Source organism: Taibaiella chishuiensis, assembly GCF_003014535.1.
Lineage (GTDB): Bacteria > Bacteroidota > Bacteroidia > Chitinophagales > Chitinophagaceae > Taibaiella > Taibaiella chishuiensis.
This window is the reverse complement of the sequence record NZ_PYGD01000006.1, coordinates 123,383-139,952: the sequence shown is the minus strand read 5'-3', so window position 1 is coordinate 139,952 and position 16,570 is coordinate 123,383. Positions and strand designations below refer to the sequence as shown.

The 16,570-nt window shown below is 51.7% G+C and carries 14 protein-coding genes and 1 tRNA gene; 2 read left to right on the top strand and 13 right to left on the bottom strand.

Translation table 11 applies throughout. From position 1 onward, the window contains the following. Window positions 1-33 precede the first annotated feature (33 nt). Window positions 34-900, top strand: coding sequence for a hypothetical protein (locus tag B0I18_RS15855; RefSeq protein WP_106523714.1), 867 nt, complete (start codon window positions 34-36; stop codon window positions 898-900). A 21-nt stretch (window positions 901-921) separates the two neighbouring features. Here the strand turns inward: B0I18_RS15855 and B0I18_RS15850 are convergent, their stop codons facing one another. The 3 genes from B0I18_RS15850 to B0I18_RS15840 form a co-directional block, all read right to left on the bottom strand. Then, entirely contained in the window at window positions 922-1,305 is a 384-nt protein-coding gene (locus B0I18_RS15850) for a VOC family protein (protein WP_106523713.1), read from the bottom strand. A 610-nt stretch (window positions 1,306-1,915) separates the two neighbouring features. Next, window positions 1,916-1,990 (bottom strand) — tRNA-Arg (locus B0I18_RS15845). Window positions 1,991-2,077: 87 nt separating this feature from the next. Next, complete coding sequence (locus tag B0I18_RS15840) at window positions 2,078-2,635, bottom strand: GtrA family protein (RefSeq protein ID WP_181358492.1); 558 nt, start codon at window positions 2,633-2,635, stop codon at window positions 2,078-2,080. Window positions 2,636-2,726: 91 nt separating this feature from the next. Between B0I18_RS15840 and B0I18_RS15835 the strand changes: the two genes are divergently transcribed. Further along, window positions 2,727-3,560 (top strand): UbiA family prenyltransferase, encoded by an 834-nt coding sequence (locus B0I18_RS15835; RefSeq protein WP_181358491.1) that lies wholly within the window; start codon window positions 2,727-2,729, stop codon window positions 3,558-3,560. 54 nt (window positions 3,561-3,614) lie between these two features. Here the strand turns inward: B0I18_RS15835 and B0I18_RS15830 are convergent, their stop codons facing one another. From B0I18_RS15830 to B0I18_RS15785, 10 genes are all read right to left on the bottom strand, one after another. Continuing rightward, on the bottom strand, window positions 3,615-5,234 hold the full coding sequence (locus tag B0I18_RS15830; protein ID WP_106523710.1) for an amino acid permease: 1,620 nt from the start codon (window positions 5,232-5,234) through the stop codon (window positions 3,615-3,617). Window positions 5,235-5,404: 170 nt separating this feature from the next. Continuing rightward, entirely contained in the window at window positions 5,405-7,465 is a 2,061-nt protein-coding gene (locus tag B0I18_RS15825) for a T9SS type A sorting domain-containing protein (protein WP_181358490.1), read from the bottom strand. 69 nt (window positions 7,466-7,534) lie between these two features. Next, on the bottom strand, window positions 7,535-8,473 hold the full coding sequence (queG, locus tag B0I18_RS15820) for a tRNA epoxyqueuosine(34) reductase QueG (RefSeq protein ID WP_106523708.1): 939 nt from the start codon (window positions 8,471-8,473) through the stop codon (window positions 7,535-7,537). 66 nt (window positions 8,474-8,539) lie between these two features. After that, window positions 8,540-9,160, bottom strand: coding sequence for a hypothetical protein (locus B0I18_RS15815; protein WP_106523707.1), 621 nt, complete (start codon window positions 9,158-9,160; stop codon window positions 8,540-8,542). A gap of 13 nt (window positions 9,161-9,173) precedes the next feature. Further along, complete coding sequence (bioA, locus tag B0I18_RS15810; protein ID WP_106523706.1) at window positions 9,174-10,451, bottom strand: adenosylmethionine--8-amino-7-oxononanoate transaminase; 1,278 nt, start codon at window positions 10,449-10,451, stop codon at window positions 9,174-9,176. After that, complete coding sequence (bioD, locus tag B0I18_RS15805) at window positions 10,448-11,116, bottom strand: dethiobiotin synthase (protein WP_106523705.1); 669 nt, start codon at window positions 11,114-11,116, stop codon at window positions 10,448-10,450. Before bioD ends, bioA begins: the two co-directional genes overlap by 4 nt. Next, window positions 11,095-12,267 carry an aminotransferase class I/II-fold pyridoxal phosphate-dependent enzyme gene (locus B0I18_RS15800; RefSeq protein ID WP_245882104.1) on the bottom strand — a complete coding sequence of 391 codons (1,173 nt, stop codon included), beginning with the start codon at window positions 12,265-12,267 and terminating at the stop codon, window positions 11,095-11,097. The genes bioD and B0I18_RS15800 overlap by 22 nt, the downstream gene beginning before the upstream one ends. Next, window positions 12,224-13,219 (bottom strand): biotin synthase BioB, encoded by a 996-nt coding sequence (gene bioB / locus B0I18_RS15795; RefSeq protein ID WP_106523704.1) that lies wholly within the window; start codon window positions 13,217-13,219, stop codon window positions 12,224-12,226. Before bioB ends, B0I18_RS15800 begins: the two co-directional genes overlap by 44 nt. A gap of 126 nt (window positions 13,220-13,345) precedes the next feature. Continuing rightward, window positions 13,346-14,431 (bottom strand): RluA family pseudouridine synthase, encoded by a 1,086-nt coding sequence (locus B0I18_RS15790; protein WP_106523703.1) that lies wholly within the window; start codon window positions 14,429-14,431, stop codon window positions 13,346-13,348. 47 nt (window positions 14,432-14,478) lie between these two features. Beyond that, complete coding sequence (locus B0I18_RS15785) at window positions 14,479-16,518, bottom strand: putative porin (protein ID WP_181358489.1); 2,040 nt, start codon at window positions 16,516-16,518, stop codon at window positions 14,479-14,481. Window positions 16,519-16,570 lie beyond the last annotated feature (52 nt).

Below are 16,570 nucleotides of genomic sequence, written 5' to 3'. Positions count from 1 at the left end.
CTTCGCCGCTTAAACCAAGCGCCGGTTTATTCCATGTTGCTCAAACCATTCGCGGCGGTCATCGCTGCTCTTTTATCCTGTAGTATTTTCGTTCAGGCTATCGGTATGCCTGCCGCCTGCCTTTCATCTTCCAATACGGAACAGCCCGAAGTTGCCGATTCCCTGCCGTCCGGAAGAGCAGCGTTACAAGCCATAGTAGACGCGGGTTTCCCGGTGGACCAGCGCGGCAGCAGGCAGGCGCGGTTTATAGACGCTGCAACCAAACTGGGCGATCAATATGCCGCGATGTACCGGCGCAATCATGCCGATGCCGACCTGGTAAAGGCCGTGTATTATTACGAACTGGTATCGGGTCTGCGTAATGGCATCGATTCCGAACTCGGAGACCAGGTAATACTGATCAGGGCGCGGAATAAGGTGTGTAAGCAGCTGGCGTTATGGTACGAGACGGGCGTGCTGCCGGCAGACAATATCGGGAGTTTGTATGTCGGTCATGTTGTCGACGTGCGCAACTTATCGCTGGATAATACCTGTATGGGTAGTATTGCCGATACGGGAGGACTGTCGCTGCAATTTATATATGGCAATGCGCAGCTGGTACAGGATGCGCAAAAGGGCCTCAGGCATGCGCTCCGGCTAGCGGCCGACACAGCGCCCGGCAGGAAAATAGTGATTAGCGGCAATCCGGGAAACAGCAGGCTGGAAACGCAACTGGCCTGGGAACGGATGAAAACGATAACAGGTTTCCTGGTTGACAACGGATGGTCTGCCGACCGTATAATATTGAACTACGGGCAGACCGTACTGCCCGGCAGGGTACAACTCCGGCTGTCGGATGACGGCGAGGATGGACCGGCTGCGCTGCCGCCGCCTGCGCCGCGTATATGGGAAGAAGAGTAGCATAGTCTTACTGCCTTGTCGTTACCGCACGTAATTACTGATCTCTATGAGGTTGTTATCCGGGTCGCGCAGGTATACCGACCTTATTTTGCCGACTGCGCCGGTCCTGTCTACGATGCCCGCTACAACCGGGATATTCTTTTCCTTTAATTCCTGCATAACGGTCTCCACGTCGGTATCGGCGATAAAACAGAGATCGGCAGATCCGCAGGTAGGGTAGGCGGCCTTCGGGTCGATCTCCTGTCCTTTAAGATGCAGGTTTATCTTCTGGTTGCCGAAGCACAGGGCTTTGCGGTTGTCACCGAAGGTCTCTTCCCTGAATCCCAGTACCCTGGTATAAAATGCAAGCGTCTGCTCTATATCGGCAACGGTCAATACCAGGTGGTCTATACTTTTTATCTGCATAACATTGTTTTTTATCGATGATTCCGGATACTCAATGCACACTGCTCGTAGCGTCCTGCTACGAGTAGTCCCCAAAGGTAAGCACACTACCGTACGTATTACTTGCGAGCCAAGGGATCATGCAATTTTTTTACCACGGGCGCAAGTGGAATTTCTGGAGGGGTATTAAAATCAAGCCTGTAGCAGTGTTCCTCTGTTATTTATTTAAGGGAATAGACAGGGAGCGCTTTAAGCTATCCGGGATAGGTAAATATACCCCAATACCAGGTCCTGGCGGGCGAATGTGATCCCTTGAATTTTATGGTCTCGCCGCACAGCAGCGAGACCATAAAATGCTGGTAGATTAAACGAATCGCTTTGTTGGGCCCAATACGCTCCTGTGTCTTTTTTTGCCTGACCGGAAGCATTGGCAAAGAGCGCTCTTCTCCGCGATGTATCCTGCAAAGGACCTTGCGCACAATATGGCGGACATGGACCTCTGCTTTAATCTATCTTACATATGCCTTTGGTGTTATCCTTGCAGGAGTCTTTTGGGATGGGGAACATTACCCGGCCGGGTAATGCGAAAGTAAAGGGTATAAAAAAAGACAGAGGATTGTCCTCTGTCTTTTGGTGGCCTCGTCAAGAATCGAACTTGAATCTGGAGCTTCGGAAACTCTTATACTATCCATTGTACTACGAGGCCGGTATTACCGGCAGGCAAGGGCGCAAAGGTAAGGATTGTCCTTGTACCTGCGTCACAATTTTAAAAAAAAATTAAAGACCCGGAAAACTACCCCATACTTTCTTCCTGCTCCATCGATGCATGTAGCGCAACGGGTGGTTTCTTGCTGCGGAAAGATACGTGCCGCTGAAAGAAATAGCTGAACACCGCAAGGATCGCCGTGGTGATCGTTTGTGAAGGCGTAGCCCAGAAGCCGCAAAAACCGGCAAAAAAGTGCAGCAACGAATAATTGAGGATAATGTTGAAACCCTGCAGCGCTGCATAGCGGAACAATTGTATCCTGCCTTTAAGGTGGGACTCCTGGAAAACGACGAATTTGGAAAGGAAAAAGCCGATGGGGAAACTAACCAGGAAGGAGATCGCATAAGCCGCGATATAACGGGTCATATGGATGCCTGCAAAACTGACCAACTCATCGTGCAGGATATAGTTATAGCTAATAAAATAAACAACAAGCCCCAGCACCGTAACGCCGCCGCCGCAGGCCAGGTACCGGAAGGTCTGTAAGGGAATCCACCGGGAGAAGATCGGGTGAAAAAAATCGATCACATTCAGAATGGTATCCCTTACAAAATTAAACTTTCTGCTATCCTTATAATGTTTCACAAGTTTGCAAAAGTACAGAAAAAGAAGGTGAATTTTAACAAATCCCGGTACTTTTAAACTAAATTGCCGGACTACCTTTTCTCCGCAGCGCTTGAAGTTTCTGAAATGGATATTGTACACCAGCATTTTTGCGGCCTGTTGTGCTGCAGGGCTTTGTATGGCTACCGAAAAGCTGCTGCTGGGGCATATTCCCGCGTTCGGTACGGCTTTGCATTGGTTCGTGATCGCCAATACGCTCTGCATTTATAACCTGCACTACTATATCAAACGCATCCCTGCAGGCGTTTCTGACCGCGCCGACTGGACGCTACGGCATCGTTGGGTACATCCTGCACTTATTGTACTGGGCTGCCTGATCAGCCTGGTCTGCCTGTTTTATCTCCCTTTCAAAGTGATCCTGGTCAGCGTCGGTTTGGGCGTTTTATCCCTGGGTTATTCCGTGCCGATCCTGCCTTTCCCGCAAAAACGGCGACTTAAGGATTGGGGTTTGCTGAAGCTGTTCCTGCTCTCGATGGTATGGACGGCAGTAACGGTACTGATGCCGATGGCGTACTGGAACAAAAGTTTCGAGGCTTACGAAGTAGAGTTCCTGCTGCGTTTTACGTTCATGCTGCCTCTGTGTATTGCCTTCGATATCCGGGATATGGAGACCGACCGCGAAAACAGTATCTATACTTTACCCAATGCCATCGGCCTGCAGCGTTGCTTCCGGTTGATGGATTTTTTCCTATTGGTATTGCTCGGCCTTGCGGTATGGCAGTATACCCGTTACCCGATCCTGCAGCGTCTTTGGAGTGCATTGGCCATTATTATCGTTACGAAAATAGTATTGGTACTTTCCCGTAAATACCGCTCCGATATTTTCTATTTGTTGTTTATTGACGGTATGATGCTGGTCTATGCGGCCTTTATCCTGTGGCGATAAAGAAAGAGCAACCTCTAAAGGTTGCTCTTTCACAGTATCTCACACTAACATTACTTATTTCGGGTTGTTCAGCTTGCTGCGTTTGCGGCTGTAGCCGAAGTAGAATACGAAGCCGATAGCCAGCCAGGCCAGCAGCCTCAGCCAGTTGGTCCAGCCCAGGCCATAGATCATGGCGCCGCATACTACGATACCCAGGATCGGGATAAAGGGTACCAGCGGCGTCTTGAACTGGCGGGGCAGTTCGGGGTTGGTCTTTCTCAATATAATTACCGCGGCGCATACCAGCATAAAGGCAAACAGGGTACCGATACTGGTCATATGGCCTACGATATCGCCGGGTACAAAGGCCGCAAACAGGCCTACAATAACAAAAATGGCGTAGTTGGCTTTATAAGGCGTTTGGTATTTAGGATGGAGTTTGCTGAGTACAGGGGGCAGCAGGCCATCTTTACTCATGGCATAGAAAACCCTGCTCTGACCCAGCAGCATCACGAGGATTACGGATGAGAAACCGGCAAGGATCGCCACGGTAACGAGTTTGCTCAACCAATCGTAACCCGCCATGTATTTGGTAATGGCCATGGATACGGAGGCTTCTTTACCCGTGCTCCGGAAAAACTCTACGGGAGCTATACCCGTAAGCACATGCGCAAACAGGATATACAACAGGGTACAAACCGCCAGTGAACCCAGGATGCCGATAGGCATGGTGCGTTTGGGATCTTTGGTTTCCTGTGCCGCGGTACTTACCGCATCGAAACCGATAAAGGCAAAGAATACGGTACCGGCAGCGCCGAGTATACCCATAATGCCGCCAAAATTATGACTAAGCCCTTCGTGGTCTACATACACCGTAGGTGCAGGGATATAGGGAGTATGGTTTACCGGGTTGATAAACTGCCAGCCCAGTATAATAATCAGTATCACGATCGATACTTTGGTAATAACGATAAGGCCGTTTACGAAGGCCGATTCCTTGGTGCCTTTGATCAGCAGCAGGCTCAGCAGGCCCACGATCACCAGCGCCGGTATATTGACCATACCGCTATAGGTATGGATAAACTGCTGGAAGCTGGCAGGTATTTTGGTAAGAATTTCGGGAGACAGTACCAGGTGGGATTTCTGGCTGAGTGTGCCGAATGCATCGGCCGACAATACGCTTTGCAGGGAGCTGATATCGGTACCGGCAGCCACTTCCAGCACTTTCGAATGTTCGAACGGCGAGTGGGAGAGGGCATAGGGTATAGGGGGCAGGTTCAATACATTAACCAGGAAATTGTTGAGGTACTCGCTCCAGGCAATACCTACGGTGGCCGCGCCCACGGCGTATTCCAGGATCAGATCCCAGCCGATAACCCAGGCCAGCAATTCGCCCATAGTTGCATAGGTATAGGTGTAGGCGCTACCGGCAATGGGAATGGAAGACGAAAGCTCGGCATAACACAAACCGGCAAAGGCACAACCAATGGCAGCTATAATAAAGCCCAGGGTTACAGAGGGGCCGGCACTCTGCGCTGCGGCAGTGGCCGTGCTTACAAATAATCCCGCGCCTATAATGGCCCCGATTCCGAGGGCAACAAGAGCGCCTGCTCCCAGTGTCCGTTTCAAACCTTTACCCGAATCGGCGGACTCACTGATGAGTACATCCATTGGTTTCTTTGTAAATAAACCCATGCAATAATTTTAGATGTTAAGATTTTAAGACGTCAAACCTAATGCATATTTGTCAAATAAGCAACGGCTATCCGCGCTAAATAAGCAGAAGCCGCTGTAAGGCGGCTTCAAAATGCCGGGTAGGGCACGCTTATATATTCGCAAGCAGGCCTTTACAGGGTAGGGCAGGCTTATTGTATAACGAGTTTTTTGGAGATGCTTTCGCCTTGGGTAACAATCCGGAGCAGGTAGATGCCTTTGGAAAAACGGCTGAGGTCTATATCCCGTACCCCGCCGATGCCGCTGAGCATACCTTCGTACAGCAACCGCCCGCTGATGTCGCGTACTTCCATCATAGCCGCCTTATTGTCGGGTATATGGTAGTTGATGGTGAAATGTCCGTTGGCTGAAGGCACAGGATATACTTTGATCTCTGCCTGGCCACCATTTCTGTTTTCATGGGACAGGTTGGTACTGTTTGTCGAAAACTGGTAAATGATTTTTGTGCCGAAATCTGCTCCGCTGATGGCGGCGCCTTTGGCTGTCGTCGTCGTTTGGGTAAAATCACGGAGGTTGGCATTGGTGCCCAGTTCTTTTATTTGCAGTGCTCCGGCAGTATTATCGATAATGGAAATATGGGGTTGGTTGGCCGGGTCCTGTGCCAGCCGGTCCCAAAGCCAGAAATACAGTCCGTCCTTGTTTATATCGAAACCACCCGACAATGGCGTGCCTTCGTCCGAAAATTCGAAAATGTAGCAGCTGTTCTTTTGCAGGATCACGGTGTCCCGGTATACAGTGTTTTTCGCCGGGAAGCTGGTATTGCTTTTCTGGTGGACGATCTGGCCGGTTTGTGCATCTATAAATTTATAGGAGTTTTCTTTATTGGCTTTATTGGTCTTAAATTCAACTACAAATGCAGCCGGCAGTACCGGCGTGGGTTTCAGTATGCTGCTGGTTTTATTGTCGTAGGTATATTCGTCGGTAGCGCCGTTTGGATTTTTGAGCTCCACTTCGAATGTTGCATCGGTAGTTACAAGATACTGTACGGCATTGGCCAGGGTAATATCTGCGTATTGTGCAAAAGGTAGGTTACCGGTCCAATGGTATATAGCTTTGGGTTGCCCGGCCAGCCCATATTCCACGTCGAGGGCGGTAAGCGGCTGCGCGCCGTTATTTTTAATACGGATTACCGGGCGGCCGCAAATGGGGTTGAGCCGGTTGTATTCGTAATCGGTATTCGGCGATATAATGGTCTCCAGTGATACATCGGTTTGTGCATTAGGTGCCCCATACTCAAAAAGATAAGTGGCGAAAAACATATTGCCAAAATCCTGGGTGCCCGTATAGGGTTGCATATCAATATCGATCGTGTGTGCTGTATTACCTGATAGCCCCGGGATCTCTATCCAGTCGGGTTGTACGGTCTGCCCCGGACACCAGTTGGCCCGGTCCAATATCCAGGTGCCCGCTTGTGGAAACAGTGGGTTGAACCCGCACTCCCTCCATATATTACGGGTGTTGATGGTCGTATTGTCCCATTTTACAAAGCGGTTCTTGGCGCAAAACTCACCGCAACCACCCGGCTTATCGTTACCGTGCCCGGTTTGCATGATCCAGAGTTTGGCCGTAGCTGTAGCCGCATCCAGCACAATGTTCCGTGCATCGAGCTTGCTTTCTATATTGTTGGCGGGGTTGCCGTATTGAAAAATTCCCTGCCAGAGTGTGTCCATCTTTTTGAAATCTCTGACCGGACTGCCTTCTATTACATAATATTTCAGGTTTATTTTCCATCCGCGGTCGGCGTTGGATTCGTACCCTGTGTGCTTATAAACAATTTGCAACGAATCGTGCAGCAGGTAAGACCAGTCCGTTATATCCAGCCACCAGCCGTGTTTCCAGTTGTCGTTACTGTTCCAGTAAAAACCATAAGGTGTAATAAAACGGCCCATTTCATATCCCAGGGAATCGCCGTTTATACCGCCCTTTTTCCCGATATAGATATGGTTGAGATAATCCCATTCGCCGCAGCTCAGTCCCGGCGCGCATTCGAATGTCAGGTAAGCCAGCACCTTGCGGTAATGCGTGGTGTCGGCGGGGAAGGTCGACCAGGCAGTATAATAAGTTTCCCCTACACTGGGATCTGTTTTGATCACAACACTGTTATGACCCTGTACGGTAATCGTGTCTCCCGTACCTGCACGAGCGGATAAGGTGATCCCCCAAAGACAGGCAAATAGATAAATTGTTTTCATCAGCATTGTTATTTTTTATGCATAACAATAATACTGAAAAAATAAATCTATATACTATATTTATTATGTTTATATTTTACCTGGGTTTTCGAGAAACCTGATATTACGTTGGATGCCTTTCCATTTGCTGCGCTTCATAGGCGAGTTTTTAAGCAGGGTACGGAAAAACTGTTCGTCCATGGCTTCCCACTCGGCGGTACCCAGGTTGAGCAATAAAGGGATGGGAGCGAAGGCATCCTGCTGGTGCGGCCTTGCAAAACGGTTCCAGGGACATACATCCTGGCAGATGTCGCAACCAAACATCCAGCCCTCCATTTTATCCCGGAACTCCGGGGCGATCAGTTCGTCTTTCAGTTCGATGGTCAGGTAAGAAATACAACGGCTGCCGTCGATCAGGGTCGGGTCTACAATAGCCCCTGTAGGACAGGCGTCCAGGCAGCGGGTGCAACTGCCGCAGTAGTCTTTGGCAAAGGGATCGTCGTATTCCAGCTCAAGATCGATGATCAGGGTAGCGATAAAAAAGAAGGAGCCGGTCTGCTTATGGATCAGGTTGCCGTTTTTGCCTACCCAGCCCAGGCCGCTGCGTACGGCCCAGCTACGTTCCAGCACCGGTGCGCTGTCTACAAAGCCCCGGCCTTCTACCTGTCCTATCTTCTCGCGGATACGGTAGAGGAATTCATTCATCTTTTCCCGGATCACCAGGTGGTAATCGGTGCCATAGGCATACTTGGCAATCTTGGGCGCCCCTTCGGCCTGCTGTTCCTCGGGGTAATAATTCAGCAACAGGGTCACCACCGATTTAGCGCCGGGTACCAGCAGGGTAGGGTCCACACGCATATCGAAATGGTTTTCCATATACCCCATCTTACCCTGGTACCCTTTCGTCAGCCATTGCTCCAGCTTGCGGGCATCGTCGTCGAGCCGCTGTGCACGGGCTATGCCGCAATAATCAAAGCCGAGCTCGCGGCTCAGCGTTTTGATAAAGGTGGTCTGGGTGGAAAGATTCAAGTGTTGCGCGTTATTAAATGCGCTGCAAAATTAAACAACTTCCGCTTTACACCCGGTATGTTTGTTTCAGCATTGCAGGGCAGGCAGCTGCCGTATGGCGGTCATCCATTTTTCGAAAAGCAGGTGCTCGAGGGTACAGATGTCGGCGGCAATGCCAGCCCAGTCCGGGCTGAATTGCTCCAGCATGCGGGTCATCTCTTCGAGGTGGCCTGCCTCTTCCAGGATAATCGATTTGACATTGACGCGCGAACCGGCCTGGTTCAGCACTTCCTGGTAAACGCCATACAACTCGTCGGCCCGTACTTCGATGGCATAGGTTACCAGGATATAGGCGCCATCGTGCAAGGAGCGGCCACTGTATCCCTTGCCGTACAGGTAGCGGCAGGCCTGCAGGTCGAGCTGTCGCAGGTAATGATGGCTTTGTACCGGCGCCAGCAGGGAGTCGAAGCTGTAGTCGGGACAAAGCCCCTCGCCCAGCTTGCCGATCTGCTTTTTAAGATAGTAGGCATGACGGGCTTCTTCTGCGGCATGTTTCAACACGGTTATATTGGTATGTACCGGATGCTCATAACGGGATATTTTACGGGCGCCGGTATTCTCCATCAGCGACAGGGTATTGAGCCAGCGGGCATGCAGCTCGTCGTCGGCTACGATATGGGTCAGGGTTTGGTGGAATGCGGTAGACATATGTTGTGGTGGTTTAAATCGTTTCGAGTAAGGCATCGATCTGCCGGTAAATAAGGTCGAGTTCCGGCAGGGTAATACAATAGGGAGGCAGGATATAAATGATATTGCCGAGGGGGCGCATCAGTATGCCGCGTTCGAGGAAGAAGCGGTATATAAAATCGCGCTGCTCGTTGAGGTAACCCGTGCCCGATCCGGTATCCAGCTCTATGGCCAGTATCGTACCGTGTTGCCGCACCGATTTTATGCGTTTATGGTCCTGCCAGCGTAACCGCGCGCGGGCATGCGCCTGGCCGATCTGTTGTATGTTCTCCTGACAAACCGGATCTAATAACAGGTCCAGGCTGGCATTGCCGGCCATACAGGCTATGGGGTTGGCGGTAAACGAATGGCCATGGTACAGCGTGCGATGGGCCTCGTCGCCTAAAAAGGCATCGAAGATATCCTGGCTGCAAGCCGTAACGCCCAGCGGCAGTGTGCCGCCGGTAAGCCCTTTGGACAGGCATACGATATCGGGCCCTGCCGCTTGCACCTGGTCGCAGGCAAAGAGGGTACCTGTACGGCCAAAGCCGGTCATTACCTCATCGGCGATCACCAGGCAGCCTTGTTGCCGGGCGCGTTGCATCAGCTGTTCCAGCACCGCCGGAGGGTACATACGCATACCGGCCGACCCCTGTATCAGGGGTTCGAGTATAATGGCAGCCACATCGCCTGCCTCCAGCAGGGCGTCGAATGCGGCCAGGCAGGCTGCTTCATTGTCCTCGCCGGGAAAGGGAATAAAAGCGGCATCAAACAACAGCGGTGCAAAGCGATCGGTAAACAGGCTGCGGCCGCTTACCGACATCGCGCCGAAGGTGTCGCCATGGTAGGCGCCTTCTAGCGCCACCAGTTTGGTTTTGCCACTGCCTGTTTGCTGGTGGTATTGCCAGGCCATTTTAATCGCCACTTCCACAGCTGTGGACCCGTTGTCGGAGTAGAAGATCCGGACCATTGCGCCTGGCAATAAGGGCAATAAACGTTCTGCCAGCCGTACGGCCGGCTCGTGGGTAAAGCCGGCAAAGATGCAGTGTTCGAGCTGGTAAAGCTGTTGGCTGAGTTGCGCTGCGATATAAGGATGGGCATGCCCATGCAGGTTTACCCACCACGACGATATGGCGTCGATATAGCGGTTGCCTGCTTCGTCGACCAGGTATACGCCTTCGCCGCGCACAATGCCGATGGCCTCGGGCCAGTGTTTCATCTGGGTATAAGGATGCCATATCACGGCGCTGTCGCGTGTGCGGATGCTGTTCATATTGTTGTGTTTAAAGGAATGCGGTAAGCCGGTAATGCTGCGGCCAGCTGTCGGCGGAGGTCGGGCACTGCTGTGGCTGCCTGGTCTGCGCTCAGCATATCCAGTTCGGGGCTGTAGATAAAGGGGAGATCGCCGCTGCGGCTCCGGATAAAGTCTTCGGAGGCGGCATCGCGTGGGCCGTTCACGACCAGCGCCAGCAGGTTCAGTCCCCGTTGCCGGATCACCTCGAGGCAGAGCAGGGTATGGTTGATACTGCCCAGGTAATTACGGGTAACCAATACCATCGGCATGTCGAAATGAGCTATAAAATCGGCCATGGTATGCTGCTGGTCTATGGGCGAAAGCAGGCCGCCCGCCGTTTCGGCGAGGAGCAGGTTGTCGGTTTGCGGAAATATAAAGTCCCTGAAGTCAAAAGGCCGTTGTTCTGCAGCGGCAGCTTTATGGGGCGAAGCGGCCATTTGTAATTGAACCGCTTCGGCATGTACCCGGTTGGCAGGCACGCTCAGCAGGTCGTATACCTGCCGGCTGTCGCTGTATTCCAGGCTGCCTGCCTGTACGGGTTTCCAATAGTCGGCTTGCCAGGCTTCGCAAAGCAGGGCGCTCACGATGGTTTTGCCGATACCGGTATGGATGCCGGCTATGGCTATAGATCGGGGTTGGGACATGAAGATAACAGGTTTAGTAAAAGATCGATTTCGCCGCGGGTGTTAAAGGCATGCAGGCATATGCGAAGGCGTTCGCGACCAAGGGGTACCGTGGGCGACAACACTGCAGATACCGATATGCCCTGGCTGCGCAGCCTGCCGGCCAGCGACCGGGTAGCTGCGTTGCCCCCGGTAAGCAGGCTTTGTATGGGCGTAATGCTATCACACCAGCCCCGGAGGCCACGCTCCTGCAGTTGCTGCCGGAAATAGGACACCAGGTCGTGCAGCTGCACTACCAAGGCCGGTTGCTCGCCGATATACCGGTACGCCCGGGCAATAGCATCGATGGCCTGCGCGGGCAGCGCTGTGGTATAAATAAACGAGCGTGCAAAATTGACCAGGTAATCGATAAGTAAGCGGCTGCCGGTAATAGCGGCGCCATGACAGCCCAGCGCTTTGCCAAAGGTGTGTACCCTGGCCGTAACCTGTTGTTCCAAGCCCAGCTGTTGTACCAGGCCGGTACCGCCCGCACCGAATATCCCGGTGGCATGGGCCTCGTCGACCACTACAGCGGCTCCGTAACGGGCAGCAAGCCCGGTAATAGCAGCCAGGGGCGCTATACTACCCTCCATCGAGTATACGGATTCAAGCGCGATCAGTACCGGCGTGCCAGGTTGTGCATAACGTCGTAATTTTTGTTCCAGGTCTTCGGCGCTGTTGTGCCGGAAACGGAACGCCTGTTTGACCGGGCTCAGCCTGATACCGTCCAGCATGCTGGCATGACAGTATTCATCGTACAGGACTACGGTATGCCGGTTGGGCAATACGGAGAGCAAACCCAGGTTGGCATCGTAACCCGAATTGAACAGCAGGGCTGCCTCCTGGTTATGGTGCGCCGCCAGGAATGATTCGAGATCGAGGGCCTGCTGGCTGTTGCCCGAAAGCAGCCGCGAACCGGTGGCACCGCAGGGCAATGCCGTGCCTTCGCCCGTAGCTGCAGCGCCTGCGGCCAGGCCCAGGTAATCGTTAGACCAGAAGTCGATACCGGTAGTGGGTTGGGGTAAACGGCGCAGGTTACCCTCCCGGTCGCGTTGCGCCAGCCTGTGCTGCAGGTATTTCGTCAGGGCATCAGGCCTCTGCTCCTGCACGGTTCCTGGCGGGTTGATCTGCAAAAGGCGCTTTGGATTTTAATCCCAGTATGCGGAACATATCCATGTCGCTGTTGTATTCGGGATTGGGCGTGGTGAGCAGTTTGTCGCCGGCAAAAATGGAATTGGCGCCCGCAAGGAAGCACATGCCCTGTTCGGCAAGCGAGAGTTCGAGGCGTCCGGCCGAGAGCCGTGCAGCAGTCCGCGGCATCACGATACGTACCGTAGCGATCATGCGTACCAGGTCGTAAAAGGGTACCCGCTGCGATTCGCCCAGTGGCGTGCCTTCTACCGGCACAAGTGCGTTAATGGGAACAGATTCAGGATGTTGGGGCAGGGTAGCTAAAGTGTGTAACATGGCAATCCGGTCGTCGTCGGTTTCGCCCATGCCGATAATACCACCGCTACACACGGTAATGCCCGCTTTGCGTACATGGGCCAGGGTACCGAGCCGGTCGTCGAAGGTGCGGGTGCTGATTATATCGTTGTAATAGGCTTCTGAAGTGTCGATATTGTGGTTATAGGCGTAGAGCCCGGCGTTGGCCAGCTTTTCGGCCTGGCTTTCGGTAAGCATACCCAGGGTACAGCATACCTCCATATCGAGCTTGTTCACCTCCTGTACCATTTCGAGCACGCGGTCAAAATCGCGGTTATCGCGTACTTCGCGCCAGGCGGCCCCCATACAGAAACGGGATGCGCCGCCGGCTTTGGCGCTTTTGGCAGCTTCGACTACTTCGTTCACTTTCATCAGGGCCTGTACTTTAACCCCGGTATGGTACCGGGCGGCCTGCGGACAATAGGCACAGTCTTCGGAGCAACCGCCGGTTTTGATCGATAGTAAACTGCTTACCTGCACTTCGCCGAAGGTATGGTAGCGGCGATGCATATCGGCCGCTTCAAGCATGAGTTCGAGTAAAGGTTTGTGGTAAATTTCGCTGATCTCCGCGCGGGTCCAGTTGAAACGGATATCTTCCATGGACTTGTGTTTTGTGTGGATTGGTTAATGGATGAGCGGCCAAATGTACGGGCATTCGGATACCGTCCAAAGAACATTTACATAAATTAGCAATCCACGAAAAACACCATTGGGGTTAGTCAGTATTTACTTACCGCCGATGTATTTTCTCCAGCGTTCGATCACCTCTTCAAAGTCGGCAGGCAGTTCCGAACTGAAAAGCATCTGCTCCCGGGTCCGGGGATGAATAAATCCTAACTCTTTGGCATGCAATGCCTGGCGAGGTAGTATTTTAAACGAATTCTCGACGAATTGTTTGTATTTGGCATGAATGGTGCCCTTTACAATCTTTTCCCCGCCATAGGTTTCATCATTAAACAGGGGGTGTCCGATCAGGCGGGTATGTACCCTGATCTGGTGGGTACGGCCGGTTTCGAGCCTGAACTCCAGCAGGGTTACGTAATGAAAACGCTCCAGCACTTTATAGTGGGTAATGGCATGTTTGCCGTGGTCGCCATCGGGGAAAGCGTCCATTTTCTGGCGAAAGCGCAGGTTCCTGCCGATATGGGCCTCGATGGTGCCCGATTCCTCTTCGAAATTGCCCCATGCCAGTCCTATATAACGGCGATGTACCGTATGCGCCTTAAATTGTTTGGCCAGGTCGGTCATCGCCTTTTCCGATTTGGCGATCAGCAGCAGGCCGCTGGTATTTTTATCGATCCGGTGTACCAGGCCCACCCTGGGCAGTTCGGAGATGCGTTCTTTATCGAAATCAGGATTCAGGTACCAGGCGATACCGTTTACCAGGGTGCCGCTGGGGTTGCCGCTACCCGGATGCACCACCATGCCAGCGGGTTTATTGATGATCATCAGGTCCTCGTCTTCGTACACGATATCCAAAGCCATCTCTTCCGGGATGATATCGGTAACGACAGGTTCGCGTTTGTCGAACACAATGATTTCTTCGTAAGGGCGTACTTTATGGTTGGCTTTTACGGTTTTGCCGTTTACCAATACCATGCCCTCGTCGATGGCCTGCTGGATCTTGTTGCGGGTAGCGCCCTCGATCCGGTTCATGATGAACTTATCGATCCGGATGGGTTCCTGTTTGCCGGTCAGTTGTATGCGCAATCGTTCCACAGGCTCCGGCGGACTGTCTGTATCCTCCGTTGCATCCAGGTTGTCATCATCTTCCCAATCTTCTGCTATCTGTGGTATATCTGGTGTAGACATTGTCTATATTTCACTTTTTGTATGATAATTCAAATTTATGATTATCATTAATTTACTAAAATCCAATTAAAGCCAAATCTAAATAACGCACTTTGTGCGGGATAGCCCGGTGCGTTGATAATGCTGCGGGTAAAAAACTGTTGCAGCTGGCCGCCGATTACATAAGCCCTGAAGTTTTTGATCTTGAAATTGAAAAAGGCCGTGCATTCGGGCGCATTGGTAATCTTTTCGGTATCCTGGTAGTAGAATTGGTTGAAATAAGGTGTATAACCATCTGAAAAATAAGATGTATGATATCTAACCTCCAGGCCTGTGGCCACTTTAAGTGCACTACGGAACAGGTTGGTTTCTATACGAAACTGGTGACGAAGCAGTACAGCTGGCACCTGTACCGGCGCTCCGCCCGTAGGTTGTTGCCAGACTACTTCATTATCCAGGGCAAAAATGCCGAACCGGAACTCCTTCCTGCCATAGAGCTGCAACAGCGAAAAGGCCTCGCTTTGTTGGTGTACCTTTAAATCTGATCCGTAGTATATATAGTTCGTTAATAAGTAATTGCGAACTCCTAATTGAAGTCTTATCCTTTTAATGTTCACCTCTCCCCAGAGTTGGGTTACACTTGTTTTGTTCAGGTCGTAATTGCGTTCGTAGAACTTGGTTTTAAACACGGTCCAGCTGTAGGGGGCGTTGCTCAGGCTCTGCCGCAAACCAGCCGAAAACTGTCCCCATTTTTTCAGGTCCTTGCCTACGTCGGCGTTGATATCGAAGTTGCCCACCGCCTCGCCGGTAAATATAAATTTTGCGGCAGCGCGGTATTCCCATTGTCCTTCGGCAAAGGCTTCTTTCTTGATTTCCCCAAATAGATAATTACTGACATTGGAGCTGCTCTCCCGGTCGGTAACGTAGTCGGTGCCAAAGCGGTCGATACGGTTGGCGATGCCCGCCTCAATCAATACCAGTTCGTTTTTCTTACCCAGGAAGCCATTCAGGCTAAACTTATTGTCTACATAAAACCAGGTTTGTGCAGTATAGATAGAGTCTGTCAACAGGGAATCTCTTAAAATCTTGGCAAGACCGGCGGTAGCATACCGCAGGCTATCGCCGTTGATATCGCGGAACATATGGCGTTCCGAATGAAGCTCCAGCTGGTGTTTGAACCGGAAGCGCGGAGTAAACCGGTAGGTAGCCTGGGTAGAATCCTTGTTGTACAGCGTATCGGCCTGGCCTATAGAATAGTTGTTCTGTACATAAAATGTCCAGTCGCGCAGGGTATTGGATACAGCGGCATTGGTGGTACTGCCCCTGCGGAAGGGCATATTGACATCGAGTACCTGGCGGTCGCTATAGTCGCCTACATTATGCAGCAGGCTATCCAGGTTATTGGTATTCAATCCGCCGTTCTCGTCCTGTTTAAAGCGGTTGTATACAAAACCTGCTGCCATATAGTAGCGCTGGTTGGTGCTCTGGTAATTACTGCTCAGGCTACCGCCTATGTTATTGGATCGCTGCAGGTTGTAAAAGCCCTGGGAGCTCCGGTAGCGCAAGCGGGCGGCAATGTTCCAGTTGGGGCTTATGTTCTGGGTATGCAGGATCTCCACATTCTGTTCGTTTTTGCTGCCCATCATAAACGAAAACGCCGAATAAGGCCGGGTCGTATTATAAAAAGCCAGGTTATTAAGCGTTAGTTTATATACATCATAGGCATTATAGCCCAGGCTCAGACCTGGTGTTACTGTTGGTGTAAATACCTCATTTCTAACGGCAGTATTTGCATTACCTAAATCTTTTCCCCACCAGGATTGCGGAAACTGGTAGCGGTGAAAAAAGCTGAGCGAACTATCGGGGTAGCGGGCTACTGCAGAATTGAGATAATTAAAATGGATCTTCGCCTGTTCGTCTTTCCAGTCGGCATTGGCTTTAAAGCTCGAATCCCTGCCCTGGTTAAAGAGGTTGTTCTGTTGCTGTTGGTTAGGATCCGTATTGTTGGTGATGTTATTGTTGTAATTGATCACCTGCGCCCATATCCTGCCCGGGTTAAGGACAAAACCAAGCAGTGTAAGGAGCAGGAGTGCGGGGAGACGTTGCAAGTTCAATATTCTGGTTTGAATGGCAAATTTAAGATAAGAATCTGTCATTTTA